The following is a 26,995-nucleotide window of genomic DNA, read 5'->3' as shown; positions in this document are numbered from 1 at the left end:
CACCGGAGAGCGCCCCCAACGAGCCGTCGGTTACGGCACCTTGACCCACTGCGCCTTGCTGGGCGTGCCCCGGTCGTCCGTCACGAACAGCATGTACCAGCCCGCCTGGACCAGGTTCCGGTTCTCCGGCACGGTCACCGTCAGCTTGTCGCCGGACGCCTTGAAGTCCAGCGCGATCGAGCGCTGGTCGACGTCCGTGACGTGCGTGGCGGCGCTCGGCCGGATCAGCCGGACCTTCTTCACCTTCGCCGCGTCCGACGAGGTGAACGTGCCCGTACCGCCGCGCTCGATGGTCTGCGGCCCGCCCGACAGCGCGGGCCGGTCCGCGTCGCCGTAGAGGTACGGCGGGGTGTAGATCTCGATGCGCTGCTCGAACTTGCCCGGCTTGGTGTTGGCCTTGTCGGCGTAGAGCGAGTCGGAGCCGAAGAACATCACGCGCCCGTCGGGCAGCAGGATCGAACCGGAGTGGTAGTTGCGGCCCACCAGCGGATCGGCGACCCGCTTGAGCTCGTTCTTCTCCGTGTCGTACAGCCGCGCCTCGAAGATGTTGGAGTCGCCGCGGCCCCGGTAGTCCTCCGAGCCGCCGGAGATCAGCACGCTGTCGTCGGGCAGGATCGAGGCGTTCGGGTAGCGCGTGCCCTTGTCCAGGGACGGGCCGTCCACGAAGCTCGGGTTCGGCTTCTTCAGGTCGACGATCCGGGTCTTCTCGCTGGACTCCTGGGACTCGCCGACGCCGCCGCCGCCGATCACCATGTACTTCTCGTCCTGCGCCGGCGGCAGCAGCACCGTGCCGGACGTCTCCATCAGCTTGGGGTCGCTCAGCCCGGGGACCTTCGTGAACTTGTTGGTGGCCACGTCCCAGACGCCCGGGTCGCGCCCCACGTTGTCCGGCCCGTAGCCCGCGTTGGAGCCCGAGTAGAAGACCTTGCCGTTCTGCATGAGGAACAGCGCCGGGTAGGTCGGGAACTGCCGGACCTTGTCGGTGTAGGTCCACTTCTTGGTCTTCGGGTCGAAGATCTCGTTCTTGCCCGGGACCAGCTGGCCGATGTCGTCGAGGCCGGAGACGCTGAGGATCCTCCCGTCGCTCAGGGTGGTGAGCGTCGGGTACCAGCGGGCCTCCTTCATCGGGTCGACCTTGATGTACTTCTCGGCCACGGGGTCGAACTCGAAGGCGTCCCGGATCCCCTGGAAGTCCTTCTTGTCGAGGGCGAGCTTCTGCGCGATGCCGTACGTGTTGCGCGCGTCGGCGCCGTCGAGGCCGTGCACGCGGTAGTTGTCCTGCGTGCCCGTCTCGAACTTCTTGCCCCGCTTCTGCGCCTCGACGTAGATCCGGCCGAGGCCGGGATCGTTGCGCAGGAACTTGCCGGTCGCCTTGTCGAAGACCTTCTTGGCGCGCGGCACCAGCACCGGGTCCTTCGAGACGAAGGTCTTGCCGTTCTCCTTGCCCGTGAACTTCGTGCCCGCGGGCAGCGTGATCGGCTTGTCCGGGTTCTCGTTGTGGACGATCATCAGGCCGCCGGCCTTGGTGACGTCACCCTTGAGCTTCTCGTACCGCTTGGTGCCGCCCGCGATCAGCAGGTTGCCGTTGGCGAGCTGGGTGTGGCCGGTGCAGAACAGGTCGGCCGGGGTGGGGACCTTCTTGATCGTGCCCTTGACCGGGTCCCAGATGCGGGTGTCGAACTTCTTCGCGTCGAAGTTCTCCTGGTTGTTGCCCGACCCCGCGACGAGCAGCACCTTGCCGGTGCGCAGCAGCGCCGCGTGGATCGTGTTCTGCCGGTACTCCTCGGGAAACTCGATGATCTCCCACTTGCCGTTCGCGGCCTTGTACTCCGGCTGGTTGATCTTGTACTGGTGGTATTTCTCGGTGCTGAAGCGATAGAGCCACGGCCCGTTCATCCCGGCCAGCGCGAGTACCACCGCCGTGCCGATCGCGAGTCGACGGGCCCGGCGGCGGCCTGCACGGTCGTTCATTCCTTACGTCCCCCAAGTCCACCAAGGGCGATCTGCATGGTCTGGTCGGTTCCCCCGACCTCCCCGTTGCCGCCAGGGGTGGCGGCCCAACTGGGCTTGTTCTGCGGGGCGTGCGGCGCCTGCTGCTGCGGGATGGGCAGCGGCTGCGTCCGGTGCGGCCCGGCAGGGTCCTGAGGCTGCTCCGCCGCGTCGGGGGCGGGCTTCTTCGCGTCCTGCCGCAGCTGCCAGCGCCAGGCGAAGATCGGCGAGGCCGTGATCAGCAGCGCGAACGTCGCCCAGATGATCATCGCGGGGTGGGAGTTGCCGAAGACGAAGCCCGCCGTGATCGAGGCGGCGAAGATCAGGATGAAGTACCAGTGGTAGCGGAACGTGGCGAACCAGCGGTCCGGGCTCGCCGAATCGCCCTTGGGGGTGACCACGAACTTGCTCTTGCGCCGCAGCACCGAGTCGATCAGCGCCTTCGCGTACAGCGGCGCCGACAGCGCGGACATCACCATGCCGGCCACACCGCCGGAGCCCTCCGGCTCGTGCGGCGAGACGTTGTGCCGGCGGTTCCAGACGTACAGGCCGATCTGCAGGGCGGAGGCGTTGCCGTAGAGCATCAGCCAGACCGCCGGGTCGATGTTCACACCCGAGGCGCCCAGGCCCAGGAACAGCGCGCAGCTGAGCGCCGCCAGGATCCAGTTCAGGGCCGACATCGGGTAGAAGATGATCATCATGGTGTAGTTGAAGAGCTTGCTCGGCGGCAGCGAGTACCAGCCCTTCCAGTACTGCCCGATGATCGTCTCGTACGTCCCTCGTGACCAGCGCATCTGCTGGGTGAAGAAGTCCGTCCAGGCGCTCGGGCCCTCACCGACCGCGAGCACGTCCGGCGTGTACACCGAGCGCCACTTGTTGCCAGTCGCCGGGTTCTTGTGGCGGTGCATCTCGAAGCCGGTCGCCATGTCCTCGGTGATCGAGTCGTACAGGCCGCCGATCTGCTTCAGCGCCTTGATGCGCACCGCGTTGGAGGTGCCGACGAACATGGGGGAGCCGTAGCGGTTGCCCGCGCGCTGGATCAGCGCGTGGAAGAGGAACTGCTGCGACTCGGCGGCCTTGGTGATGGGGTTGTCGTAGTTGCCGTACACCTGCGGGCCGATGACGAAGCCGACGTCCGGGTCGCGGAAGAAGCCGAGCATCCGCTCCAGGTAGTTGGGCAGCGGCACGTGGTCGGTGTCGACCGAGGCGAAGAAGTCGTAGTCGTCGCCGTGCGCCTCCAGCCAGGCGTTGTAGTTGCCGTGCTTGGTCTTGGCGCGGTGCGGGCCCTTGGCCTGGTTCCACTTCGCGACGCCCTTGCGGGAGAAGTGGTGCACGCCGAGGCGCTCGCAGACCGCCTTCACGTCGGGGTCGTCGCCCTCGTCCAGCAGCCAGACGTGCATCAGTCCCCGGTGGCGGATCCTGACGGCCGCCTCCAGGGTCTTCGTCACCATCTCCAGCGGCTCCTTGCCGGGCACGAAGGAGGTGAGGAAGGCCACTCTCGTGCCGGTCTCGGGCACCACCGGGATCGGGTCGCGGGCGACCAGCGTGGCGTGCGCGTTGGACAGCACGTTCATGCAGCGGAAGAACTCGATCAGGCCGATCGAGACGAGCATGACGACGTCGAGCGCCGGCAGCCAGTCGAAGGCCGGGTAGTCGCGCTCGGTCCAGTGCTCGGGCTGGAGCAGCCAGAACAGCAGCACCAGCGAGAGCACCGGGGCCGCGGCCAGCATCAGGGCGACCCGGATGCGGTGCGGCTCCTGCGAGATGAGCGAGCGGTACTGCACCTTGTACGGTCTGCCCGGATCGGGCTGGGTGAGGGGACCCGCGAGCCGGCTGTAGTGCTCGTAGTCGTATCTCGGCAGCGTCTTCTTGATCCGCCGGAATGTCCCCGTGGTGCTCATCCGATGCGCCGGCACCCTGAGCTGGGTGGTCTGGGACGGGTCGTGGTCCTGCTGCCGGGCGCCCGTCGGCCTCGACGTCATGAGTCATCCCCCCACACGCGGAACAGCCGCGTGTTTCGTCGCTTCCTACCGTCTGCTCCAGGTCCCCCTCGACCTTCACAGACGTATCAGTGGTGGGTCGCTGTCACCACGTCATCCACACCCTATAGACACGGCAACGCGACCTTCCGGTTGCATGATGCCCCCCACGGCATCGCTTCATGAACGGGGCCCCTACCCCCGCTCGATCCGCAACCGGCTCCGAATCCCCCCAACTGCCGCGAAAGCGCAGCATCTTGAAAAACCAGAAAACCAGGGTTCTACGGCGTTCATCATGATCGCAAGATGCGAAACGCGGTGTTTACCGGTCATACGCGTTCATTGTGGCGGGTGTGAGGGCCCTGTGGAGCCGTTGTGGACAGGCGGGCGCGGATGTTGCCGAAGTGCTCTCTTATGGCCTCCTCCGCCCGCATCGAGTCGCCGGAGCGGACCGCGTCGAGGATCTCCCGGTGCTGCCGGCAGGTCACCTTCGGGTCCTGCGGCTCGCCCCCGAGGTCCGTGCGGACCCGGTGGAAGGCGTCCCAGAAGGCTTCCAGGACCTCGCTCAGCAGCACGTTGTCCAGCCCCCGGTAGAGGGTGGCGTGGAAGGCCCGGTCGGTCTCGGCGAGGCCGGCTCCGCGCGCGGCCTGCTCTTCCATACGGTCGACGAGCGCGTCCAGTTCAACGAGGTCCGTGCGCGGTATCCGCCCCGCGAGCCGGGAGACGAGCCCCGTCTCCACGGCCTCTCTGAGTTCGAGCAGCTGGAGCAGGGAGTCCTCGCCCCGGTAGTGCCCGGCGACCGTGCGGAAGGCGAGGCCCTCGATCATCGGGGCCAGGGACATGGGACCGACGTACGTCCCGAACCCGTGCCGGATCTCCACGATGCCCATCGCCTGGAGCGCCTTCAGCGCCTCCCGCACCGAGTTCCGGCTCGCGCCGAGGTACTCCATCAGCTCGGGCTCGGTCGGCAGCGGGGCCCCGGAGGCCAGCCGGCGGTCGATGATGAGCTTCTTGATCCGCTCCTGGAGGTCACGCGCTGCCATGGCGAGAGGGTATCCGGCCAATCGCGCGGGGGGCCGGGTTCCGGCCAGAGAAGAGGGAGCACCCTCCGGCTTCCGGGGATGATCCCCGGTCGCCATGACGCCGAGCAAAGGGGGGTGTGGGTGGCGGAGCCCCCACAGCGCGCGGCGGAGCCGCGCAGAAAACGACGGTGGCGGCTTGCGTTCGCGTTGTCTGCGAACACAAGCCGCCACCGGCATCGTGCGCCGCCAGGGACTCGAACCCCGGACCCGCTGATTAAGAGTCAGCTGCTCTAACCAACTGAGCTAGCGGCGCGCGCTGACGTCGTAACTCTACAGGACGCCGGGAGGTGCTCCCGACCACCCGCCCGGGCCCGGGCGGTCCCCCGGAGGGCCCCCGCGTACATCATTCGGACCGTCAGCATGCGCGTGCGGAAGACAGTTGCGAAACTGACGACGCGCGCCCGGACGTGCACGGGTGCCGCATTTTCCGCCGGAAGTGTGAGGGGAATCGCATGGAGTCTCCGGTATTCGAGGAATTCGACCCCGCGAGCGACTGCGACTGCCCCGGCTGCGTCCACTGGCGCCGCGTCCTGCCGCATTCCCCGGCCGGCCGCACCACCGCCCACCCGGCCGCCCGCCCCCAAGCTCTCGGCTGCGCTCGAGCAGGGGGGACCCCCATCGCCCTGGCCCTGGCCGCCGTCGCCTCCGCCGCACTCGGCGCGGGCCACACCGCACCGGCCGCCGCCGCCCTGCACGCCCCCCACCGCCAGGGCGTTTCCGCAGGTGAGGAGCCCGACACCCCACAGGGAAGCAAGGCCCCGCTGCACGGCCCCGGCGGCCGGCCCGCCAGGCCCGCGGCCTCCCTCAAGCCCACCGCCACCACCCGCGCGGAGATCATCAACCGGGCCAAGACCTGGGTCGCCGCGAAGGTGCCGTACAGCATGACCGCCTACTGGTCCGACGGTTACCGGCAGGACTGCTCCGGCTATGTCTCCATGGCCTGGCAACTGCCCCGGAACGAATGGACGGGCAGTCTCGCCCAGTACGGGGAGCGGATTTCCAAGGAGGAACTCCAGCCGGGCGACATTCTGCTGTTCCACAACGCGAACGACCCCGAGAAAGGCTCGCACGTCACCATTTTCGGCGGCTGGACCGACTACACGCACAGCTACTACATCGCCTACGAGCAGACCCGCCCGCACACCCGCCGGCAGTCCACCCCGTACGCGTACTGGAGCGATTCCGACCAGTACGTCCCCTATCGCTACAAGGGACTCGCCCCCGAGGAGCCGGAGCCCGAGCCGGACAGCGGGAAGCCCGGCGCCCCGGCCGCCACGCCGTATCCGGGGGCGGCGTATTTCGGCCCCGGCGCGCACAACAAGTACGTCACGCTGCTCGGCCGCATGCTCGTCGCGCGCGGGGCCGGCGCCTCCTACGCCTCGGGCCCGGGACCGCGCTGGACGGACGCGGACCGGCGGGCGACCCGGGCCTTCCAGCTGGCCCAGGGCTGGACCGGCGCGGACGCGGACGGCCTGCCCGGGCCGCGCACCTGGGAGCTGCTGGTCACGGGCCGCGGCAAGGACGTGAAGGACGGGGCGGTCGGACCCCCGCCCGCCTCGCACGGCGTCCCCGGCTACCCGGGCCGGGCGATGTTCCGGCCCGGTGCCAGCAACGCGTACGTCACCCGGCTCGGGAGGCAGCTGGTGCGCAAGGGGTTCGGCAGGTTCTACACCGTCGGGCCGGGGCCGCGCTGGGGCGAGGCGGACCGGCGTGCCGTCGAGGCCTTCCAGCGGACCCAGGGCTGGCGGGGCGGCGCGGCGGACGGCTACCCGGGGCCGGAGACCTGGCGCCGGCTCTTCTCGTAGGCCCGGCCGGCGGGTCCCGAACCCCGGTCGGGCCCTTCCGGCGGGCCCCGCACCCGACACCGGGGACCACCTGTGACGCATCTGGCGCGGAGGCTGGAGGCAGGCATGAGTACGACCACTTCCCACACGTCCGAGCCCGACGGACCGGCCGAGGGGCCGGCCCGGCCCGGCCGGCTCATCCAGAACGAGGCCACCACCGAGATCCCCGTCCACCTGCTGTTCCGGGACGACCCCGACCCGGCCACGGTGGCGCTGAAACCCGCGGTGGTGAGCCGCAGGCAGGGCACGGGCGAGCAGCCACGCCTGCGGCGCGCGGTCGCCGCGGCACCGCGGCCCGTGCCGCAGGTCGACCCCGACCTGGTAGAGCGGCCGGCCCGGGTGCTGCCCGGTGCGGCGGGCGTGCTGGCCGGGGCGTGCGGTGCGGCCGGGTGTGTGGCCACCTCCTGGTGGGCCGGGGTGCTGCCGCCGCTCGCCCTGGAGGCGCTGCGGCTGCCGGCGCACGCCGGGGCCGGGCTCGGTCCGGCGCAGTGGGCGGCGTACGCGGGGGCCGCGGCGCTCGGGCTGTTCGGGTTCGGCGGGCTGGCCCGGGGCCGGACCGGGCGGGCCTGGGTGCTGGACCTCTTCGGCCGCTACCGGGGGACCGTCCGGCGCTCCGGCCTGCTGTGGGTCAATCCGCTGCTGCTGCGGCGCCGGGTGGACGTACGGCTGCGGCACTGGCGCAGCGAGCCGGTGCCCGCGGCCGACGCGGGCGGGGTCGCGCTGCGGGTGGTCGTCCTGGTGGTGTGGCGGGTGCGGGACACCGCGCGGGCCACGCTGGGGGTCGAGGACCACGAGACGTATCTGCGCGAGTGCGTGGAGGCGGCGCTTGCCCGGGTTCCGGTGGAGACGCCGGGCGGGGCGAAGGGGGCCGGGGACGCGGCGGCCGAGGCGCTGACCCGGCTGGTGGCGGCGGACGCGGCACCGGTCGGCCTGGAGGTGTTCTCGGTGCAGCCGGTCCGGGTGGAGTACGCCCCCGAGGTGGCCGCCGCCATGCACCGCCGCCGGATCGCCGCGCTGGACGCCCAGCATCGGGCGAGCGTGCTCACCTCGGTCGTCGACTCGGTGGAGGACACGGTGACCCGGCTGACCATGCGGGGCCTGGTCGAACTCGACGACTACGAGCGGAAGGCGCTGGTGAAGGACCTCACGGTGGCGTTCTGCGCCGGGCGCGGGGAAACGACCCCGTGATTGGTATGGACATGTTCAACTGACGCTCCTACTCTCAGACTTGGTCTAGACCTACCTGCACAGCTCACTGCACCTCCCCCACGTTCTCCAGGAGCGGCAGCATGCGCACAAGGACCAAGTTGTCCGCAGCCGCGGTGGGACTGGCCACGACCGGAGCCCTCGTACTCTCCTCCGGCGGCGCCAGCGGCCACGGCTACACCGACCTCCCCGTCAGCAGGCAGAAGCTCTGCCAGAACGGCACCGTGACCGACTGCGGCGCCATCCAATGGGAACCGCAGAGTGTCGAGGGCCCGAAGGGCTTCCCGGCCTCCGGTCCGGCCGACGGGCAGATATGCAACGCCGGCCTCGGCCACTTCAGCCGGCTCAGCGCACCCCGGACGCCGTCCGGCGGCGCCTGGCCCGCCACGAAGGTGACGGGCGGCCAGAACTACACGTTCCGCTGGCAGTTCACGGCCATGCACGCCACGACCGACTTCAGGTACTACATCACCAAGCCGGGCTGGAACCAGAACCACAACCTGGCCCGGTCCGACCTCGACCTCACGCCGTTCTTCACGGTGCCGTACCACGGGCAGCGCCCGCCGTCGACCCTCTCCCACACCGGCAGGCTGCCGTCCGGGCTCAGCGGCCGGCACGTCATCGTCGCGGTGTGGACGATCGCCGACACGGCCAACGCGTTCTACGCCTGCTCGGACGTCACCTTCTGAACCTCTGAGGTTCTCTTGAGTCACCGGTGCGGCCGGCGTGGGTACGTTCCTCCCACGCCGGCCGATCGGGGCCGGCGCATCGACCTCGGGGGATGCGCGATGCACTTGATCTTCTACGTCGTGCCCGGCCTGATCATGGCCCTGGCGGTCTTCATGGCCTACCGCGTTCTCCGGCGCTGGCTGCAGATCCGGGGCGCGTGGAACAGCGGCCTGACGGCCGAGGCCCGGTGCCTGCGGACGTTCACGACGGTGAGCGGCGGCCACGGCGACACGTCGGTCCGCACCGCACTCCACCACGTCTACGAGTTCATCACCTACGACGGCCGGGTCATCCGCTTCGAGGAGGACGGCGGCCCCGCCACGACCGTCGAGGGCGACTACGTCACGGTCCACTACACCGACGGCCACCAGGTCGTGGCCACGGCCCAGCCGCCGAGCCCGGTGAGGCAGGTCATGACCACCGTCGGCATCCTGGCGTTCCTCGGCGTGGTCGTCGTCTTCTGCGCCGGCTTCGTCGCCGTGTACAGCCAGACCTTCGGCCCGTACGGCGACTTCGTCTTCAGCGTCGACAGCGAGACGTCCGTGACGCCCTGACCCTCCACATCTGACGGTATGTCAACTACCGTGCCCGCTCATGGACTCCAGGGCGAGCACGGTCGCGGAACTCGTAGCCGCCCGATGGGGCGACCACCGGCCGGGGCTGCGGTGCGAGGAGCTGGTGCTGACCCACCACGAGGTGGGGGCCGGAGCCGCGGCCCGGGCGGCACTGCTCGGGGACCTCCTCCCCCCGACCGCCGAACCCCACCTCGGCGTCCTGCTCGACAACACCCCCGAGTTCCCCCTGTGGCTGGGCGCGGCGGCCCTGGCCCGGACGGCGGTCGCCGGCGTCAATCCCACCCGCCGGGGCGCCGAACTCGCCCGGGACATCCTCCACACGGAGTGCCGGGTCCTGGTCACCGAGCGGGCCCACCTGCCGCTGCTCACGGGCCTGGACCTGCCCGGCGTCCGCCTGCTGGTGACGGACGACGCGGAGTACGCCGGCCTCCTCGCGCCCTACGCGGACGCCCGGCCGGACGCCTCCCGCGCCACCCCGCGCGACCGCCTCCTGCTCTACTTCACCTCCGGCTCGACCGGCGCGCCCAAGGCGGCGCTCTGCTCCCAGGGGCGACTGGCCGCGGCCGGACACGCGCTGGCCGGGCAGTTCTCCCTCGGCCCGGACGACGTCCACTACCTGTGCATGCCGATGTTCCACGGCAACGCGGTGATCGCCGGCCTCGCGCCCGCGCTGGTGACCGGGGCGGGCGTGGCGCTGCGCCGCCGCTTCTCGGCGTCCCGCTTCCTGCCGGACGTGCGCCGGTTCGGAGCGACGTACTTCACCTATGTGGGCCGGGCGATCCAGTACGTCCTGGCCACCGAGCCCGGCCCCGACGACCGGGACAACCCGCTGCGGCTGGGCTTCGGCACCGAGGCGGGCGCCGTGGACGCGGCGGCCTTCGAGCGGCGGTTCGGGGTGCGGCTGGTGGAGGGGTACGGCTCCTCGGAGGGCGGGGCGGCCGTGCAGTGGTCGCAGGGGACACCGCCCGGGGCCGTCGGCCGCGCGGCGCCCGGGCTGGTCGTCCTCGACCCGGCGACCGGCGAGGAGTGCCCGCCGGCCCGCTTCGACGCGGCGGGGCGCCTGCTCAACGGGGACGAGGCGATCGGCGAACTGGTCAACCAGGGCCCGAGCCCCTTCGAGGGCTACTGGCGCAACGCGGCGGCGGAGGCGGAGCGGCGCAGGGGAGGCTGGTACTGGACGGGTGACCTCTTCTACCGGGACCGCGAGGGCTACCTCTACTTCGCCGGCCGCACCGACGACCGCCTCCGCGTCGACGGGGAGAACCTGGCCGCCGCGATGATCGAGAACATCCTCGCCCGCTACGTGGGAGCCGCGGCCGTCGCCGTGTACGCGGTGCCGGACCCGGTGACCGGGGACCAGGTCATGGCCACGATCGCCGGGACGTTCGATCCGGAGGGCTTCGCGGCGTTCCTGCGCGCACAGCCCGACCTCGGGACGAAGATGGCGCCCCGGTTCGTGCGGGTGGTGGAGCGGATGCCGGTGACAGCGACGAACAAGATCCACCGGGCGGCTCTGCGCAGGGAGGGCGTCCGGTGCGCGGACCCGGTGTGGTGGCGACCGCCGGGGGAGTCCACGTACCGCCGCCTGACCAGGGAAGACGCCGAAGGGCCTCTCGCTCCCACGAGAGGCCCTTCGGCAGGGGGTGTGGGTGGCGGAGCCCCCACCGCGCGCGGCGAAGCCGCGCAATAACAGAGATGGCGAGGTGGTTCGCGCTGTCTGCGAACACGCCTCGCCATCGTCATCGTGCGCCGCCAGGGACTCGAACCCCGGACCCGCTGATTAAGAGTCAGCTGCTCTAACCAACTGAGCTAGCGGCGCATGACTCCCGCCGACCGCTGAGATTTCGTCTTCGCGGTGGGCGACGGAGAAAATAGTACCTGGTCCCGAGGGGTGCTCCGAACCACCCGGCGCTGCCCTAGATCGCCATGGACAGCAGGACCGGTGCCGCGTTGCGGTTGAGGGTGTCGGCGGCCTGGCGCAGGCGGTGGGCGTGCTCGACGGGGAGGGACAGGGCGAGGCAGCCGACGGTGGAGCCGGCCGTGATGGGGACGGCCGCGCAGACCGTGCCGACCGCGTATTCCTGGAGGTCCAGGACGGGCACGGTGGGCGGCTGGGCCTCCAGCCGGGAGAGCAGCAGCCGGTCGCTGGTGATCGTGCGCGAGGTGAGGCGGGCCATCTTGTGCCGGGCGAGGTGGTCTCGGCGGCCGGCGTGGTCGAGCTGCGTGAGCAGGCTCTTGCCGATGGCGGTGGCGTGGGCCGAGGAGCGGAAGTCGACCCACTCGTTGACCTTGGGGGTGGCCGGGCTGTCGGCGTACTGGGTGACGCTGATCTCGCCGTCGACGTACCGGCTCATGTAGACGGCGGCGCCGACCGAGTCGCGCAGCCGGTCGAGGGTGTGCTGGAGCTTGTCGCTCAGGGCCTGCTCGCGGTGGTGGGCGGAGCCGAGACGGGCCAGGGTCTCGCCCGCGACGTAGGCGCCGTCGGTGATCTGCTCGACGTAGCCCTCGCGGCGCAGCATGCGCAGAAGCGTGGTCAGTCGCTCCTGGCCGATGCCGGTGCGCCGGGCGAGCTCGGCGTCGGTGACGCCCGAACTGTTGCGCGCCACCGTCTCCAGGACGCGCAGGGCTTCCTGGGCGGAGTGGTACGGGGTGGTCGGCGGCTCGTGCTTCAGCGCCACGGTGGTCTCCCCCTGCGCTTGCTGTTAGGGCCGTAATCCGGTCAGTGAACCTTTCTCAGGTTAACCGGCAAAGGGCCCGCGGGGAGCGGGGGTTGACAAGATTCCCGGGCGCCCGGACCGGGGCATTGACCCGCTGGCATATGCCAGGAGCATGCCCCGGTTCGGCGGTGGCGCGTTCCGCCTGGTCACGGCCCGTAGTCACAGCACTGCGCTGAGAAACTCCCGCGTCCGGTCCTTCTCCGGGTCGCTGAAGATCTTCTCCGGCGGGCCCGCCTCGATGATCCGGCCCGAGTCGAACATCAGTACCTGGTCGGAGATGTCCCGGGCGAAGTTCATCTCGTGGGTCACGCAGAGCATGGTGATGTCGGTGGAGCGGGCGATGTCCCTGAGGACGTCGAGCACGCCCGCGACCAGCTCCGGGTCGAGCGCGGACGTCACCTCGTCCAGGAGCAGCACCTGCGGCCGCATCGCCAGCGCCCGGGCGATCGCCACCCGCTGCTGCTGGCCGCCGGACAACTGCGCCGGGTGCTTGTCGACGTGGCCGGTCAGCCCGACCAGCTCCAGCAGCTCGCGCGCCCGCTCCTCGGCGGCGTCCTTGGACAGGCCGAGGACCGTGACCGGCGCCTCGGTGATGTTGCGCAGGACCGTCATGTTCGGGAACAGGTTGAACTGCTGGAAGACCATGCCGATCTTCTTGCGGACCTCGCGCACCTGCTTCTCGGGCGCCGGGAACAGCCGCTCCCCGTCCACGGTGATCGTGCCCTCGTCGGGCTTGAGCAGCGTCATCAGCAGGCGGAGGATCGTGGTCTTGCCGGACCCGGAGGGGCCGATCAGCGTCACGTGCTTGCCGGCGTCCACGGAGAAGTCCAGATGGTCCAGGACCGTGTGGTCGCCGAACCGCTTGGTGACCTGCTCCAGCCGGATCAGCTCGCCGCTGCTCCTGGCCGGGTTCTTCTCGGGGTTCGTCTCGGGGGTGGGAACGGTGTCAGTGGACAAGGCGTCGCTCCAGGGCTCGCAGGGCAAGGGAGGCCAGGTAGGAAATGACGATGAAGGCCACTCCGATCACCGTCAGCGGCTCGGTGAACTGGAAGTGCTCCTGCGAGAACAGGCGCGCGTGGCCGAGCATCTCCAGGACGGTGATCGCCATCAGCATCGGCGTGTCCTTGAGCATCGCGATGACGTAGTTGCCGAGCGCGGGCACCACCCGGCGCACCGCCTGCGGCAGGATCACCGCGGTCCACGTCCGGCGCAGCGGCAGGTTCAGCGCCGTCGCCGCCTCCCACTGGCCGACCGGCACGGCCTCGATACCGGCCCGGTAGACCTGCATGGTGTACGTCGAGTAGTGCAGCCCGATCGCGAAGACGCCGGTGGCCAGCGCCGAGAACGTCAGACCCCACTCGGGCAGCACGTAGAAGAGGAAGAACAGCTGCACCAGCAGCGGGGTGTTGCGGACGAACTCCGTGACCGCCCCGACCGGCCAGGTCACCCAGCGCGTCGGCACCCGCATCAGCAGCGCCCACACCAGGCCCAGCACGAAGGAGATCAGCGAGCCGATCACCAGGATCTGCAGGGTGACCTGAAGGCCCTCCCAGAAGTCCGGCATGAAGTCGGAGACCGCGCTCCAGTCCCAGTTCATCGGACCGCCTCCACCACGACCGGCTCAGGCGCCCGGGTCTTGTCGGCGGGCTTCTTGCCGACGCCCGCCTTGAGCTTCTTCTCCAGACCGCGCATGACCCGGGTGAGCAGGAAGGCGATCACGAAGTAGATCAGCAGGATGTACGTGTAGATCTCCGCGCTCTCCTGCAGCGCCAGGCGCACCAGGTTGCCGCTGAACGCCAGGTCGCCCATGCCCATGATCGACACCAGGGCGGTGCCCTTGAGCAGTTCGATCAGCAGGTTGGAGAACGGCGGGATCATCTCCGGCACCGCCTGCGGCAGCAGGATCAGCTTCATCCGCTGCCAGGGCGTGAAGCTGAGCGCGATCCCGCCCTCCTTCTGCGCCGGGTCGACCGCGTTCAGCGCGCCGCGCACGATCTCGGAGCCGTACGCCCCGTAGGTCAGGCCGAGCGCCAGCGTGCCCGCCCACAGCGGCACCAGCTGCCAGCCGAAGGCCGGGGGCAGCACGAAGAACACCCAGAAGATCATCACCAGCGCCGAGGTCCCGCGGAACACCTCGGTGTAGAAGCCCGCCAGGAAGCGGACGATCCACAGCCGGTGGGTGCGCGCGACGCCGACGACGAAGGACACCGCCGCGGCCAGCAGCGCGCTGCAGACGAGCAGCTGGATCGTGACCCAGACGCCCTTGAGCACCAGTTCCCAGAGTCCCGAGGTCATCCGCCGCAGAGCTCCTTCGCCGTCAGGTCCGTCATCTCGGCCTCGGTGAACCCGAACGGCTTGAGGATGCGGAAGAGTTCGCCGCTCTTCTTGAGCTTGCGCAGCTCCACGTTGAAGGCGTCCCGCAGGTTCGTCTCGGTCGGCCGGAACGCGAAGGCGCCTCCGTCGACGTGCGGTTTGCCGTCCACGATCGGCTTGAACGGCTCGGTGGCCTCCGCCTTGGCGGACTTCTTCACCACCTCGCGCACGGTGAGCGCCGTGCCGGCGAACACGTCCACGCGTCCCGCCTCGACCGCGTTCAGCCCCGCGACCTGGTCCGGGACGATGAGGATGTCGCTCTCCTCGTACCCCGCCTCGACGGCGTACTGGATCTCGGCGTACCCGGTCCCGGTGGCGAACTTCGCCTTCTTCCCGACGACGTCCTTGTAGCTGTGCAGCCCCTTCGGGTTGCCCTTGCGGACGATGAACGCGTCGAGCATCTGGTAGTCGGGGTCGGCGAAGATGACCTGCTCGCAGCGCTCGGGGTTGACGTACATCCCGGCGGCCACGACGTCGAACTGCTGGGAGTTCAGGCCCGGGATGAGCGAGCCGAACTCGGTCGGCACGGGCTGCACCCGGTCGACGCCGAGACGCTTGAAGATCACCTTGGCGAGCTCCGGCGCCTCGCCGGTCAGCTCGCCGTTCTTGTCGATGAAGCCGAACGGGATCTCGCCGGCGATGCCGAGGCGGACGACGCCCGCCGCCCGGAGCCGGCCGAGGAGGTCGCCGCCCTTGACGTCCGAGGCGGTGGCGACCCGGCTGCATCCGGCGGCGCCCACTGCGCCGAGCGCCGCGACCCCCGCGAGCAGCGACCGGCGGGTGGGCCCGGATATGGCCCGGAGTAGGGGTTCGGGTTTTCTCGATGGGCTTCTGCGTGGTGGAGCCATGGGCGCGCGGCTACCCGACCGCATGCGAGTTATGCCGATCTTTTCAAGCCCCGCACTCTCCCCCTGCGCCCTTGACCGCGGGGGCGGGGGGCACTCCCATGGAGGGCATGAGTGATCGCTATATCGAAGTCTCGCTGGTCAAGCGGGACGTGACCTGCAGGGCCAGGCTGCTGGACGACCGCGCGCCGATCACCTGCGCGGCCGTCTGGGACTCCCTTCCGCTGGCCGGCGACGTCTACCACGCGAAGTACGCACGCAACGAGATCTACGCCCTTTTCCCGCCCTTCGCCGCAACCGAACCACCCCTGGAAAACCCGACCGTCACTCCCATTCCGGGCGATCTGTGCTATTTCACCTTCGCCGGTGCGGAGTTGGGGACCAAGTCCTACGGCTACGACCGCGAGGTCCGCGCCGGGACCACGCTCGTCGACCTGGCCCTGTTCTACGAGCGCAACAACCTGCTGCTGAACGGCGATGTCGGCTGGGTCCCCGGCATCGTCTGGGGCCAGGTCGTCGAAGGCCTCGACGCCATGGCCGAGGCCTGCAACGACCTGTGGCGGTCGGGAGCGGCGGGGGAGACGCTCAGCTTCCGGCGGGCGTAGGCCGGCCGGCCCTCGCCACCCCGGCCTCGTACAGCGCGTGCGCCGCCCGCAGCACCAGATCGTCCCGGTGCCGGGCGGCCACGAGCTGCAGCCCGACCGGCAGCCCGTCGGCGTCCGCGCCGACGGGCACGCTCGCCGCGGGCTGCTGCGTCATGTTGAACGGGTACGTGAACGGCGTCCAGCCCGTCCACCGCCGGTGACCGGATCCTTTCGGCACCTCGGCGCCCGCCTCGAACGCCGTGATCGGCAGCGTCGGCGTGACGAGCAGGTCGTACGTGTCGTGGAAGCGGCCCATCCGGCGGCCCAGGTCCATCCGGACGTCCACCGCGGCCAGATACTCCAGCGCCGAGTAGCGGGCGCCCTGTGTGCAGATCTCGCGCAGACCCGGGTCCAGCAGTTCCCGCTGCTTCGGTCCCAGATGCTGCGTCACCCGGGCCGCCCCGCTGAACCACAGGGTGTGGAAGGCCTCCACCGGTTCGGTCAGGTCCGGGTCGGTCTCGGTGACGTACGCGCCGAGGTCCGCCAGCCGTTCCACGGCGTGCCGCACGGCCGACGCGACCGCCGGCCGCACCGCCACCTGCCCGCCCAGCGAAGGCGAGTACGCCACGCGCAGCCCGCGCACCCCGCCCGCCAGGCCCTCCGCGTACGCGCCGGGCGGCGGGGCGAGAGCCGACCAGTCACGCGAGTCCGGATGGCCGATGACGTCCATCAGCAGCGCCGCGTCCGCCGCGTCCCGCGTCATCGGACCGACGTGTGCCAGCGTGCCGAAGGCGCTCGCGGGATAGAGCGGCACGCGCCCGTAGGTCGGCTTCAGCGCGAAGATCCCGCAGAACGACGCCGGGATGCGGACACTGCCGCCGCCGTCGGTGCCCAGCGACAGCGGTCCCGCGCCGAGCGCCACGGCCGCCGCACTGCCCCCGCTCGACCCGCCCGCCGTGCGCGTGGGGTCCCACGGGTTGCGGGTCACACCGCTCAGCGGCGAGTCCGTCACGCCCTTCCAGCCGTACTCGGGGGTCGTCGTCTTGCCGAGGAAGACCGCCCCGTGCTCCCGCAGCCGCGCCACGGACGGCGCGTCCTCGTCCCAGCGCCCGGCCGGATCCACGGCCTTCGACCCGCGCAGGGTCGGCGCCCCGCGCAGCAGCAGGATGTCCTTGACGGTGACCGGCACCCCGTCCAGCAGCCCCCGGGGCTCACCGCGCCGCCATCGCTCCTCCGACTCCCGGGCCCGGGCCAGCGCGTCCTCGGCGGTCAGCCGGACGAAGGCGTTCACCTCCGGCTGGATCGCCTCGGCCCGCTCCAGCGCCGCCCGCGTGGCCTCCACAGGGCTCCACTCGCCCTTGCGGTAGCCGTCGAGGAGCCGTACGGCGGTCAGCTCGGTGAGCTCGGTCATCCACCCTCCCAGGAACGTCAGTGGCCCGGTACATACCCACGCTGCTTGTCGACCACGTTCACCAGCGGCTTGCCGGTCTCCCACAGCTCGTACAGTTCCACGAACTGCGCGCCGAGGTCGTCCCGCCAGCCGATCGTGTCGCCGCTCATGTGGGGCGACACGATCAGGCCCGGGAGCCGCCACAACGGGCTGTCGGGGGTCAGGGGTTCGTCGGCGAAGACGTCCAGCGCGGCGCCCGCGATCCACTGCTTGGTCAGGGCGTCGGCCAGGTCCTCCTCGACGACGAGCTGGCCCCGGCCGATGTTCACGAACCGGGCCGACGGCTGCATCACGCCGAAGCGGCGGGCGTCGAACATGCCGTGCGTCTGCTCGGTGAGCGGCGCGGCCGCGATCACCCAGTCGGCGCGCGCCAGCAGCCGGTCCAGGTCTTCCGGGCCGTGCACGCCGGCGCGCGGGGCGCGGCCCACGAGCGCGGTCGTGACGCCCAGCGCCTCGAGCGTGCCGGCGATCGCCCGGCCGATCGGTCCGGAACCGACCACCACGGCCCGGGTCCCGGCCACCTTGTGCGACTCGCGGTGCCGCCAGGTCCGCTCCCGCTGCAGTTCCAGCGTGCGCGGCAGGTCCTTGGCCATCGCCAGCACGAGCGCGGCGACGTACTCGGCGATCGGCTGGTCGAAGATGCCCCGCGCGTTCGTCACCACCGTGTCGGAGGCGGCGAGTTCCGGACACATCAGGTGGTCCACGCCGGCGCTCGCCGTGTGCACCCAGCGCGGCCGGGGGCCCTCGCCCGGCCAGGCGTCCCGCACGGCGCGCGAGGTGAAGTCCCACACCAGCAGTACATCCGCGCGCGGGAGATGCTCCGCGAGCCCGGCTGCGTCAGTGTGTTCGATACGGGCGCGGCCGGTGAGGCGACCGAGGCGGGGGAGGGGTTCGGCGTCCAGGACGAGCAGGGTGGGGGTGGGCATGAGCAGCCGTTTCTCCAGCCGTGCGGCGGGGGCGGCCTGCCTTCGGGAGGCGGCCGGTGACGACGAGTTAACACGGTGTTGACCAAGGAATGATCCGGGCGGATTGACCACGCTCGCACCCGAACCTACCGTCGTCAACACGGGCGTTCCCACGATCCGTTGCACACTCGTTGCCCAGCGTGAGGCCGGTGCCTGCCATGGACGTCTCATTTCTCGGCGGGCCCAGCCCGCAGCGCGGGGTCGGCGTCGTCGCCCCCTTCGACTTCGCACTCGACCGCGAACTGTGGCGCTGGGTGCCGGACGGGGTCTCCCTGCACATGACACGCACGCCGTACGTGCCGGTCGAGGTCAGTCTCGACCTCGCCCGCCTGGTCAGCGAGCACGAGACGCTGAGCGAGGCGGTCCGCACGCTCAACGCGATCGCCCCCGAGGTCATCGCCTACGCCTGCACGTCCGGCAGCTTCGTCGGCGGCGTCATGGGCGAGCGGGCGATGTGCGAGGCGATGAGCCGGGCCGGTGCCGTCCCGGCGATCACCACCTCCGGCGCCCTGCTGGAAGCCCTGGTGGAGCTGGACGTCCGGCGGGTCGCGCTGGTCACGCCGTACACGGTCTCGGTCACGCAGGCCCTGGAGGCCTACGTCGCCCAGGCCGGCGTCGCGATCTCCGGCTGCGCCTTCATGGGCCTGACCCGGCACATCTGGAAGGTGCCCTACCGGGAGGTCGTGGACATGGCGCGCCAGGCCGTCCGCGGCGACGCCGACGCGTTGTTCATCAGCTGCACCAACCTGCCCACCTACGACGTGATCCCCCAGTTGGAGGCGGAGCTGCGCATCCCGGTGATCTCGGCCAACCAAGTGACGATGTGGGCGGCGCTGCGCCGACTGGGTACCCGTGCCGTGGGGCCGTATCAAGCGCTGATCAATCCGGCGGCGCGGTCCGGCCCCGTACCGCCGGGGGCGGACCCCGGTCCCGTCGTGCCGGAAGAAGAGCAGCAGCAGGAAGGCTGGACATGACAGCACTGGGATTCCTCTACCCGGGCCACTCCGCCGAGGACGACTATCCGCGCATCGAGCAGTTGCTGGGCAGCGACATCCGGGTGGACCTGGTGCACACCGACATCGGTGAGGACGCGCACCGGGTGGACGCGCTGCTGGAGATGGGCGCGGCCGGGCGGCTCGCGGCCGGCGTCCAGGAGCTGCGGCACGCCGGTGCGGACGCCGTGGTGTGGGCCTGCACGAGCGGCAGCTTCGTCTACGGCTGGGACGGCGCGCAGGAGCAGGTGCGCGCGCTGGCCCAGACGGCGGGCATGCCGGCCTCGTCGACGTCCTTCGCGTTCGTGCACGCGGTACGGGAGCTGGGGGTGCGGCGGGTCGCGATCGGGGCGACGTACCCGGAGGACGTGGCGCAGCTCTTCGCGCAGTTCCTCCGCGCGGACGGCGTCGACGTCGTGTCGGTCAGCAGCTCAGGCATCATCACGGCGGCCGAGGTCGGCACCTGGGGCGAGGCGGAACTCCTCACCCTGGCCCGGAACTCCGACCACCCCGACGCCGAGGCCCTCCTCCTGCCCGACACGGCCCTGCACACGGCCGCGCACATCCCGGCCCTGGAGAAGGAACTCGGCAAGCCGATCCTCACCGCCAACCAGGTCACGGTCTGGGAGGCCCTGCGCCTGGCCGACCGCCGGGTCAACGCACCGGAACTGGGGGCGCTGTTCACACGGGAGCCGATCATCCAGGCGTGATCCCCGCGTTTTGGTGAGGCGGCCTCATGCCCTCCGTCGCCTCTCTGTGGGGCGGCCTCATGCCCTCCGCTCGGGCGGCGGATACGGCGGCGGCGGGACGGCGGGCCGTTCCCGGCGCCGCCGGGGCAGGGCGGAGGGGAAGACGAAACCGACGACCGCGCCCACCGCACGCCGCGCCATGAAGTCCAAGGCGTGTCCTCCCAGCAGCCGATCGAAGGGGCCCGTGCCCTCGAACCGGCCTGCCACGTGGGCCGGAATCGGTCCTACCGCTTATTCGGGGCAAAGTGGGGCACATGCGCTCCTGTACTCCACCGGAAGCTGAGGAACGCTCAACTCCGCCGCCCCACACGGCTCTTGAGTTGACCGAAAGCGCGTTCCCCTTCCGGTGTCCATCGCGTGCACACTGGCCACGTCCGCAGCCAGTCGTGCCGTGAAGGATTCCCCGATGGCCGCACCGGGCCCGTTCAGATCCCCCGCAAGCGCTGTCCAGCTCTCCGCCCGTCTGCTGTGCTGGAGCCTGGCCGCGGCCATGATCAGCGCCGCCGCGGATGCCTTCGTCCATCCCCGGGCCGGCTGGTGGGGCGCCGTGTGGACCCTGCCGTGGTGGCTCTTCGGTGCGACCGCCCTCGCCTGGATCGTCCTGCGGGCCCGCGAGAAGACCGACTCCCCGCCCCCGCCCGACTGCGCCCGGAGCGACTGGGAGCAGGCCGCCTGACCGCCCCGGGCCGCCACTGCCGGGAATAACCGGAGACAGTCCCCTGTTAGAGCCGGGACGACAGCACACGGCCCACAGCAGGAGGCACCCCACCGTGGCGGCAGACGAGATACGCGGCGCAGCACAGGGCAGCGCCCCCGTCCCCCTCTCCGTACTGGACCTGGTCACCGTAGGGGCCGGCCGCACCGCCACCGACGCGCTGCGCACCAGCGTCGACCTGGTCCGTCTCGCGGAGCGGCGCGGCTTCCACCGCTACTGGGTCGCCGAGCACCACTCCATGCCGGGCGTGGCCTCCTCGTCCCCGGCCGTGATCCTCGCCCACCTCGCCGCCCACACCGACCGCATCCGCCTCGGCTCGGGCGGCGTGATGCTGCCCAACCACGCCCCGCTGGTGATCGCCGAGCAGTTCGGGACGCTGGAGGCGATGGCCCCGGGCCGGATCGACCTCGGCCTCGGCCGCGCGCCCGGCACCGACGGCGCCACGGCCGCCGCCCTGCGACGCACCGACAGGCTCAACGAAGGCGCCGACGACTTCCCCGAGCAGCTCGCCGAGCTGACCCGCTTCCTCGACGACGACTTCCCCGACGGGCATCCCTACCGCCGCATCCACGCCGTCCCCGGCCCGGTCCAGGCCACGTCCCCCGGCGGCGTCCAGTCCCCGCACCGCCCGCCGCTCTGGCTGCTCGGCTCCTCCGGCTTCAGCGCCCGCCTGGCCGGGGCGCTCGGCCTGCCGTTCGCCTTCGCCCACCACTTCTCGGCGCGGAACACCATCCCGGCCCTGGACCTGTACCGCGAGTCCTTCCAGCCGTCCGCCGTGCTCGACCGGCCGTACGCCCTGATCGGCGTCTCCGCGCTCGCCGCCGACGAGGAGAAGGAGGCCCGCCGCCAGGTGCTGGCCGCCGCCCTCAGCATGGTCCGGCTGCGCACCGGCCGCCCCGGCCTCGTGCCCACCCCGGAGGAGGCGGAGGCCTACGAGTTCAGCCCGATGGAGCGCGATTTCGTCGACTCCTGGAACGCCAACGTCATCCACGGCACCCCGGACCAGGTCCGCTCGGGCCTGGACGACCTCGCCAAGCGCACCGGCGCCGACGAGCTGATGATCACGGCCAACGCGCACGGCGGAGACGTCCGCGTGCGCTCCTACGAACTCATCGCCGACGCCTACGGGTTGCCGACGCCCGCCTGAACGCCCGGCGTGCCCAGCAGCTCGGAGATACGATCCGGCGGCACCGGACGGGAGTACAGCCAGCCCTGTCCGGTGTCGCAGCCGATGCTCCGCAGCCGCGTGGCCTGGGCCGAGGTCTCCACGCACTCCGCGGTGACCGTCAGGCCCAGCCGGTGGGCCAGCTGGATCATCGCCTCGACGACGACCTCGTCGGCCGGGTTCGCCCGGGCGGCCGCCTCCCGGTCGTCGTACTGGAAGCCCCGCACGAAGGACCCGTCCAGCTTCAGCACCGACACCGGCAGCCGGCTCAGATACGCCAGGTTCGAGTAGCCCGTGCCGAAGTCGTCGATGGCGATGCGGACGCCCATCTCGCTGAGGGCCTTCAGCGCCTGCAGCGGACGGCCCGCCGAGCCCATCACCGCCGATTCCGTCAGCTCCAGTTGCAGCAGGTGCGGCGCGAGGCCCGTCTCGGCCAGGGTCTCGGCCACGTCCGCGACCAGGTCGGAGTCCCACACCTGACGGACCGCCACGTTCACGCTCACGAAGATCGGCGGCCCGTCGGGGTGGTCCAGCTGCCAGCGGCGGGCCTGCCGGCAGGCCGTGCGCAGCACCCAGCGGCCCAGCGGAACGATCGAACCGTCCTCCTCCGCGAGTCCGATGAACCGATTCGGCGTGAGGACGCCGAACTGCGGATGGTTCCAGCGGACGAGCGCCTCGACCCCGTGCAGCCGGTCGTCCTCCATGCCGACCAGCGGCTGGTACTCCAGCTGGAACTCGCCCCGGTCGATGGCCGGGCGGAGCGTGGAGGCGAGGGCCTGGCGGGTCATGCGGTGGGCGTTGCGCTCCGGGTCGAACAGCGTCCAGCGGGCCTTGCCGTCGGCCTTCGCCCAGTACAGGGTCGTGTCCGCGGCCTGCATCAGGGCGGTCGGGCTCGTCCCGGCCGCGTGCCGTTCGACGACACCGATCGACGCCGACACCGACAACCGCTGGCCCAGGATGTCGAACGGGTCCTGGATCGCCCGCAGCGCCGACTCGGCCAGCTCGGCCAGTTGCTCGGTGCCGGTGGAGTCCTCGACGAGCAGCGCGAACTCGTCACCGCCGAGCCGGGCCACCAGCGGGATGCTGGGCCGGGAGTGGCCGGCCTCCTCCGCGCAGCGCGTGAGCCGCTCGGCGACGGCGGCCAGCAGCCGGTCGCCCACGCGGTGGCCGAGGGTGTCGTTGATGGCCTTGAAGCCGTCCAGGTCCAGGTAGCACAGCCCGATCCGGCCCGTGCCGCTCTGCTCGTACGCCTCCGCCTCCAGCGCGGCCGACAGGCGTTCGAAGAACAGCGTGCGGTTGGGCAGCCGGGTCACCGGGTCGTGCATCTGCAAGTGCCGCAGCCGGGCCTGGAGTTCCCGGCGGGCGCTGATGTCGGCGACCGACAGCAGCACGCCCCGGTCCTCGGCGGGCAGCGGCGCGACCGTCACCTGCACCCACAGCGAGTGCCCGTCGGGGTGCTTCAGGCGGCGCGTGCAGCGCAGCCGGGACTGCCGGCCGCGCAGCACCTCGCGGTAGGCGTGCCAGGTGCGGGCGTCGGAGCCGAGGTCGACCAGGTCGGCGGCGACGGATCCGGCGAGGGAGTCCGGGCTGCCGCCGAGCAGCGCGGCGAGCGAGTCGTTGGCGCTGACGACGAGGCCCTCGCGGTCGACGACGGCCATGGCGAGCGGGGCGGCCGTGAAGACGGAGCGGTAGGGCGGCTGCGGCCGGGGATCGGTACGGGGAGGCGTATCAATCTCACTCTCTGTGACGATCGGCGCGTCGAGGTCTGCCGCGGGCGCCGGCCCTTCGGAGGTTCCGCTCACCGCTCGCTCCCGCATGTATTCGATCTCTGTCCGTGCAGGAAAGGTCAGGAAAGTGTGCCGATCATAGAGGCTGGCTCCAGGGGCTTCCAGCCGGTGTCCAGTCTTCCCGGCCAGTCCGCGCTTCTGCCAGATCGTTTCTGCTCGCACCTGGACGTCCTCTTCAGGCCCCCGACCAGTTGTGACGTTCCGTGAGTGCTTCGGGGGTGTCGGCTTCCGCGAATTTTCGGCTTTCTCACCCAACTGGTGCAGGCAAACAGGGCGCGGTACGACAAATCCCCACAGGCTGGGTGCGGTGTCCCGCGAACCGTACCCGGAGGTCTCCGTGCCGCGTCCGTTCCCGCGCGCCCGACTGCGCAGCACCGCGGCCGTGTTCACCACCATGTCGGCGCTCGCCGCCACCTCCCTCGGCACCGGCCCCTCGGCCGCCGAGGCCGACTCGGCCGCGCCCTGCGCCCTGACCCGCACCGACGCCCACCACTCGGAGGGTTTGGACACCTGGAACGCCGCCTATCCGCGCCCGGCCCGGGCCCTGGACGCGGTCATGGTCTTCCTGTCCTTCCCGGACGCCCACCCGCTGACCACGCCGCAGGAGCTGACCGCCGACCACTTCCCGGCCACCACCCGCTTCTTCGAACGCGCCTCCTACGGCCGCTTCACGCTGCGCCCGCACCCGCTGAGGCACTGGATCCAGATGCCCCGGCCGTCCACCGCGTACGACATACAGCGCGACTGGAGCCCCGAGCACCGGGCCGCCTACCTGCGCGACGCGCTCGCCGTGGCCGACCCGCGGGTGGACTTCTCGCGCTACGACGTCGTGTACTTCGTCGCCGACCCGGACGCGCCGGGCGTGGACTCCGACGCGACGAAGGTCGTGAACCTCACGAGCCCGATGCGGGCCGACGGCACCGACCTGCGCCGGGTCGTCACGGTGTTCGAGCAGCATCCGCCGGACCGGCTCGTCCTCGCCCATGAGACCGGGCACGTCTTCGACCTGCCCGACCTCTACCACCGGCCCGCCGACGGCAAGGGCGACTGGGACACGCACGTCGGTGACTGGGACCTGATGGGCAGCCAGTTCGGACTGGCACCGGATCTGTTCGGCTGGCACAAATGGAAGCTGGGCTGGCTGGATTCGCGGCAGGTGCGGTGTGTGCAGGACGCCGGTCCCGCCCGGCTGACGCTGGAGCCGCTGGCCGCGGGGCCGGGGGTGCCGGTGACGGGCGCCGCCGGGGCGCCGGCCTTCGGGCTCGGGCGGGGCACGAAGCTCGCCGTCGTGCGGACGGGCCGCGACAGCGTGCTCGCCTTCGAGGCGCGGGGGCCGGTGGGCAACGACGCGGCGGCGTGCCGGCAGGGGGTGCTCGTGTACCGGGTGCGGGGCGGGGCGCAGTCCGGGGGCGGGCCGATCGAGGTGATCGACGCCCACCCGCGCACGGAGGCCTGCTGGGAGGACTCGGTCTACCCGCCTCTCGCGGACGCGCCGATCGCCCTCGGGGAGAGCTTCACGGTGCCGGGGGAGGCGGTACGGGTGGAGGTGGAGGGGCGCACGGCTTCGGGGGCCTGGACGATCAAGATCATGGTGGCCCGTTGAAGGGCCTCCGGGCATGCATGCAAAAGGCCCCTCGCTCTCGCGAGGGGCCCTTCACCGTCTGTGCGCCGCCAGGGACTCGAACCCCGGACCCGCTGATTAAGAGTCAGCTGCTCTAACCAACTGAGCTAGCGGCGCCTGCTGACGTCGTAGACCTTAGCACCCTGGTCCGGAGGAGGAAAAATCGATATCCGCACGGCCGAGCGGGCCGCCCGGACGGCCGCCCACAGCAGGACCTCGGGGCCCGGCAGCCAGGGCTGACGGGTGTCCGGCGCGACGAGCCAGCGGGCGGTGGAGCGGGCGGGGGTGAGGGGGGAGGGGCCCTGCGTGGGGGCCGGGACGGTCACCGCGTCGCCGGTGCCGTGGCACAGCAGCGGAGGTACGGCGTCCGTGCGGCGGCTCTCCCGGCCCTCCCAGCCCCGCGTGCCCCACTCCTCCCACTCCAGCAGCGCCGGCAGCCGCTGGGCCGTGCCCGGGGCGGCGAACAGCAGCATCCTGCCGCGGAGCTCCGCGACCGGGCCCGAGCCGGGGCCGTCGTCCCACAGCCGGTCCAGCATCCGGCGCCCGAACAGGGCCGGTGCGCTGACCACGTCGAAGACCGACCCGCAGGGCAGCACGACCGGGGCGTCCGGCCGCTCCTCCCAGAGGGCGAGCGTGCTTCGCGGATACGTTCCTGCCGAGGCGAGCCAGGCGGCTCCGTCGGGGGTGACGTGGGAGGCGTTCCATGCGCTGCTCATGGCATCCAGGTGTACCCGCCGTGAGGGCGCGGTTCCCGAGGGTTGCCGGAAATCGGGACAGGAGGGGGTGGGAGCGGGTATCTTGCCCGCCTGGCATATGCCAGGTGATCGGTGCGGCCCCGTCTCACACCGGCTCGCCGGGCTCCCGGCCCTCGGTGCCGCCCCGCATCAGGTCCCGCCCGAACTCGACCATCTTCTTGGCGTAGTCCTCGGTCCACTCGGCCCGCTCGGCGATGTCCGCCGTCGTCAGCCGGTCGAACCGCCGCGGATCGGCCAGCTGGGCCGCCGCCATCGCCTGGAACTCCACCGCCCGGTCCGCCGCCGCCCGGAACGCCAGCGCCAGCTCGGTCGCCCGGGCCAGCAGCGCCCGTGGGTCGTCGATCGACTCGAGGTCGAAGAAGTGCTCAGGGTCGGAGGCCGCCTCCGCGGGCTCGAAGAGCAGGGGCGCGGGGCGTAGCCGCGGTTCGTTCCGACGCGGCGTGGGCTCCGCCATGTCTTCTCCTCCTCGTACGTCGCGCTGACCCTCCAGGTGGAACGGGCCACCGTCCATTGTCTCGCGGGTGCGCAAGTGGGCATCGCGGTTGTGGATACGGCCGCCCCACCACCCCGCGTTCGCTACGGCCGCCAGGCCACCCGGTGCTCCGCGAGATGCGCCAGCACCGCGTGATTCGCCTCCCAGCCGTCCGGGCTGTGTTCATCGGCCGCCTCCGGGGGCGTGCCGGCCTCCGGCCGGCGGGGTGCGGCGTTTCCGCTTGCGTGGGTCATGGCCGCCAGGTCACCCGGTGCTCCGTGAGATGGGCGAGCACCGCGTGGTTGGCCTCCCAGCCGTCCGGGCTGTGTTCATCGGCCGCCTCCGGGGGCGTGCCGGCCTCCGGCCGGCGGGGTGCGGCGTTTCCGCTTGCGTGGGTCATG

Annotated in this window: 26 protein-coding genes and 3 tRNA genes; 11 read left to right on the top strand and 18 right to left on the bottom strand. The window is 71.3% G+C overall.

The genetic code is table 11. The features are described from left to right. Window positions 1-30 precede the first annotated feature (30 nt). The 4 genes from ABZ386_RS28590 to ABZ386_RS28575 form a co-directional block, all read right to left on the bottom strand. Complete coding sequence (locus tag ABZ386_RS28590; protein WP_356616328.1) at window positions 31-1,971, bottom strand: kelch motif-containing protein; 1,941 nt, start codon at window positions 1,969-1,971, stop codon at window positions 31-33. Next, a complete protein-coding gene (locus tag ABZ386_RS28585) occupies window positions 1,968-3,971 on the bottom strand; it encodes a cellulose synthase catalytic subunit (protein ID WP_356671203.1) in 2,004 nt (667 codons plus the stop codon). The genes ABZ386_RS28590 and ABZ386_RS28585 overlap by 4 nt, the downstream gene beginning before the upstream one ends. 326 nt (window positions 3,972-4,297) lie before the next feature. Then, window positions 4,298-5,011 (bottom strand): FadR/GntR family transcriptional regulator, encoded by a 714-nt coding sequence (locus ABZ386_RS28580; RefSeq protein ID WP_114252961.1) that lies wholly within the window; start codon window positions 5,009-5,011, stop codon window positions 4,298-4,300. A gap of 218 nt (window positions 5,012-5,229) precedes the next feature. Further along, window positions 5,230-5,303: transfer RNA gene (locus ABZ386_RS28575), tRNA-Lys, on the bottom strand. Window positions 5,304-5,502: 199 nt separating this feature from the next. Between ABZ386_RS28575 and ABZ386_RS28570 the strand changes: the two genes are divergently transcribed. The 5 genes from ABZ386_RS28570 to ABZ386_RS28550 all read left to right on the top strand — a co-directional run bounded on the left by ABZ386_RS28570 (window position 5,503) and on the right by ABZ386_RS28550 (window position 11,094). Next, entirely contained in the window at window positions 5,503-6,855 is a 1,353-nt protein-coding gene (locus ABZ386_RS28570; protein WP_358966429.1) for a peptidoglycan-binding protein, read from the top strand. 105 nt (window positions 6,856-6,960) lie between these two features. Next, window positions 6,961-8,082, top strand: coding sequence for an SPFH domain-containing protein (locus tag ABZ386_RS28565; protein WP_356501013.1), 1,122 nt, complete (start codon window positions 6,961-6,963; stop codon window positions 8,080-8,082). A 101-nt stretch (window positions 8,083-8,183) separates the two neighbouring features. After that, complete coding sequence (locus ABZ386_RS28560) at window positions 8,184-8,789, top strand: lytic polysaccharide monooxygenase (protein WP_351341860.1); 606 nt, start codon at window positions 8,184-8,186, stop codon at window positions 8,787-8,789. Window positions 8,790-8,888: 99 nt separating this feature from the next. Beyond that, window positions 8,889-9,383, top strand: coding sequence for a hypothetical protein (locus ABZ386_RS28555; RefSeq protein WP_358966426.1), 495 nt, complete (start codon window positions 8,889-8,891; stop codon window positions 9,381-9,383). A 40-nt stretch (window positions 9,384-9,423) separates the two neighbouring features. Beyond that, entirely contained in the window at window positions 9,424-11,094 is a 1,671-nt protein-coding gene (locus tag ABZ386_RS28550) for an AMP-binding protein (protein ID WP_358966423.1), read from the top strand. 55 nt (window positions 11,095-11,149) lie between these two features. Here the strand turns inward: ABZ386_RS28550 and ABZ386_RS28545 are convergent. The 6 genes from ABZ386_RS28545 to ehuB form a co-directional block, all read right to left on the bottom strand. Further along, window positions 11,150-11,223, bottom strand: a tRNA-Lys gene (locus tag ABZ386_RS28545). A gap of 97 nt (window positions 11,224-11,320) precedes the next feature. Continuing rightward, complete coding sequence (locus tag ABZ386_RS28540; RefSeq protein ID WP_351341854.1) at window positions 11,321-12,082, bottom strand: IclR family transcriptional regulator C-terminal domain-containing protein; 762 nt, start codon at window positions 12,080-12,082, stop codon at window positions 11,321-11,323. 198 nt (window positions 12,083-12,280) lie between these two features. Then, window positions 12,281-13,078 (bottom strand): ectoine/hydroxyectoine ABC transporter ATP-binding protein EhuA, encoded by a 798-nt coding sequence (gene ehuA, locus ABZ386_RS28535; protein WP_356501007.1) that lies wholly within the window; start codon window positions 13,076-13,078, stop codon window positions 12,281-12,283. Continuing rightward, the gene (gene ehuD, locus ABZ386_RS28530; protein WP_114252947.1) at window positions 13,068-13,718 is read right to left on the bottom strand and encodes an ectoine/hydroxyectoine ABC transporter permease subunit EhuD; all 651 of its coding nucleotides are present in this window, start codon (window positions 13,716-13,718) and stop codon (window positions 13,068-13,070) included. The genes ehuA and ehuD overlap by 11 nt, the downstream gene beginning before the upstream one ends. Further along, window positions 13,715-14,416: an ectoine/hydroxyectoine ABC transporter permease subunit EhuC gene (gene ehuC, locus ABZ386_RS28525; protein ID WP_351341849.1), complete on the bottom strand. Its 702-nt coding sequence runs from the start codon at window positions 14,414-14,416 to the stop codon at window positions 13,715-13,717. Before ehuC ends, ehuD begins: the two co-directional genes overlap by 4 nt. Further along, the gene (gene ehuB, locus ABZ386_RS28520) at window positions 14,413-15,342 is read right to left on the bottom strand and encodes an ectoine/hydroxyectoine ABC transporter substrate-binding protein EhuB (RefSeq protein WP_351341847.1); all 930 of its coding nucleotides are present in this window, start codon (window positions 15,340-15,342) and stop codon (window positions 14,413-14,415) included. Before ehuB ends, ehuC begins: the two co-directional genes overlap by 4 nt. 107 nt (window positions 15,343-15,449) lie before the next feature. On the opposite strand from ehuB, the gene ABZ386_RS28515 reads away from it, so the two are divergent. After that, window positions 15,450-15,944, top strand: a complete 495-nt coding sequence (locus ABZ386_RS28515) for a DUF3830 family protein (protein ID WP_351341845.1) — start codon at window positions 15,450-15,452, stop codon at window positions 15,942-15,944. Here ABZ386_RS28515 and ABZ386_RS28510 read toward each other — a convergent pair. Next, window positions 15,925-17,334, bottom strand: a complete 1,410-nt coding sequence (locus ABZ386_RS28510; RefSeq protein WP_355717616.1) for an amidase — start codon at window positions 17,332-17,334, stop codon at window positions 15,925-15,927. The genes ABZ386_RS28515 and ABZ386_RS28510 overlap by 20 nt on opposite strands. 17 nt (window positions 17,335-17,351) lie before the next feature. Continuing rightward, window positions 17,352-18,299, bottom strand: coding sequence for a D-2-hydroxyacid dehydrogenase (locus tag ABZ386_RS28505; RefSeq protein ID WP_351341841.1), 948 nt, complete (start codon window positions 18,297-18,299; stop codon window positions 17,352-17,354). 197 nt (window positions 18,300-18,496) lie between these two features. Here ABZ386_RS28505 and ABZ386_RS28500 point away from each other — a divergent pair, with 197 nt between their 5' ends. Both ABZ386_RS28500 and ABZ386_RS28495 read left to right on the top strand, forming a co-directional pair. Then, window positions 18,497-19,312 carry an aspartate/glutamate racemase family protein gene (locus tag ABZ386_RS28500; RefSeq protein ID WP_114252934.1) on the top strand — a complete coding sequence of 272 codons (816 nt, stop codon included), beginning with the start codon at window positions 18,497-18,499 and terminating at the stop codon, window positions 19,310-19,312. Beyond that, on the top strand, window positions 19,309-20,040 hold the full coding sequence (locus tag ABZ386_RS28495) for an aspartate/glutamate racemase family protein (protein WP_351341838.1): 732 nt from the start codon (window positions 19,309-19,311) through the stop codon (window positions 20,038-20,040). Before ABZ386_RS28500 ends, ABZ386_RS28495 begins: the two co-directional genes overlap by 4 nt. A gap of 57 nt (window positions 20,041-20,097) precedes the next feature. Here ABZ386_RS28495 and ABZ386_RS28490 read toward each other — a convergent pair whose 3' ends face one another. Further along, complete coding sequence (locus ABZ386_RS28490) at window positions 20,098-20,286, bottom strand: hypothetical protein (protein ID WP_358966420.1); 189 nt, start codon at window positions 20,284-20,286, stop codon at window positions 20,098-20,100. Between the two features lie 199 nt (window positions 20,287-20,485). Between ABZ386_RS28490 and ABZ386_RS28485 the strand changes: the two genes are divergently transcribed. Together ABZ386_RS28485 and ABZ386_RS28480 are read left to right on the top strand one after the other, a co-directional pair. Then, entirely contained in the window at window positions 20,486-20,755 is a 270-nt protein-coding gene (locus tag ABZ386_RS28485; protein WP_351341836.1) for a hypothetical protein, read from the top strand. Between the two features lie 94 nt (window positions 20,756-20,849). Further along, window positions 20,850-21,941 (top strand): LLM class flavin-dependent oxidoreductase, encoded by a 1,092-nt coding sequence (locus ABZ386_RS28480; RefSeq protein WP_356500996.1) that lies wholly within the window; start codon window positions 20,850-20,852, stop codon window positions 21,939-21,941. On the opposite strand, the gene ABZ386_RS28475 is transcribed toward ABZ386_RS28480, so the two are convergent. Then, window positions 21,917-23,776 carry an EAL domain-containing protein gene (locus ABZ386_RS28475; protein WP_351341832.1) on the bottom strand — a complete coding sequence of 620 codons (1,860 nt, stop codon included), beginning with the start codon at window positions 23,774-23,776 and terminating at the stop codon, window positions 21,917-21,919. The genes ABZ386_RS28480 and ABZ386_RS28475 overlap by 25 nt on opposite strands. Before the next feature lie 307 nt (window positions 23,777-24,083). Here ABZ386_RS28475 and ABZ386_RS28470 point away from each other — a divergent pair, with 307 nt between their 5' ends. Then, complete coding sequence (locus tag ABZ386_RS28470; protein ID WP_351342165.1) at window positions 24,084-25,349, top strand: M6 family metalloprotease domain-containing protein; 1,266 nt, start codon at window positions 24,084-24,086, stop codon at window positions 25,347-25,349. 61 nt (window positions 25,350-25,410) lie between these two features. On the opposite strand, the gene ABZ386_RS28465 is transcribed toward ABZ386_RS28470, so the two are convergent. The 4 genes from ABZ386_RS28465 to ABZ386_RS28450 all read right to left on the bottom strand — a co-directional run bounded on the left by ABZ386_RS28465 (window position 25,411) and on the right by ABZ386_RS28450 (window position 26,848). Next, window positions 25,411-25,484, bottom strand: a tRNA-Lys gene (locus tag ABZ386_RS28465). Further along, window positions 25,475-26,083, bottom strand: a complete 609-nt coding sequence (locus ABZ386_RS28460) for a bifunctional DNA primase/polymerase (protein WP_351341830.1) — start codon at window positions 26,081-26,083, stop codon at window positions 25,475-25,477. Before ABZ386_RS28460 ends, ABZ386_RS28465 begins: the two co-directional genes overlap by 10 nt. Before the next feature lie 124 nt (window positions 26,084-26,207). Next, the gene (locus tag ABZ386_RS28455) at window positions 26,208-26,576 is read right to left on the bottom strand and encodes a hypothetical protein (protein WP_351341828.1); all 369 of its coding nucleotides are present in this window, start codon (window positions 26,574-26,576) and stop codon (window positions 26,208-26,210) included. A 122-nt stretch (window positions 26,577-26,698) separates the two neighbouring features. After that, window positions 26,699-26,848: a hypothetical protein gene (locus tag ABZ386_RS28450; RefSeq protein ID WP_351341827.1), complete on the bottom strand. Its 150-nt coding sequence runs from the start codon at window positions 26,846-26,848 to the stop codon at window positions 26,699-26,701. Window positions 26,849-26,995 lie beyond the last annotated feature (147 nt).

The sequence above is a fragment of the Streptomyces sp. NPDC006140 genome, from assembly GCF_040628815.1.
In the GTDB taxonomy this organism is placed as follows: Bacteria; Actinomycetota; Actinomycetes; order Streptomycetales; family Streptomycetaceae; genus Streptomyces.
This window is presented reverse-complemented; position numbering and strand designations above follow the sequence as displayed.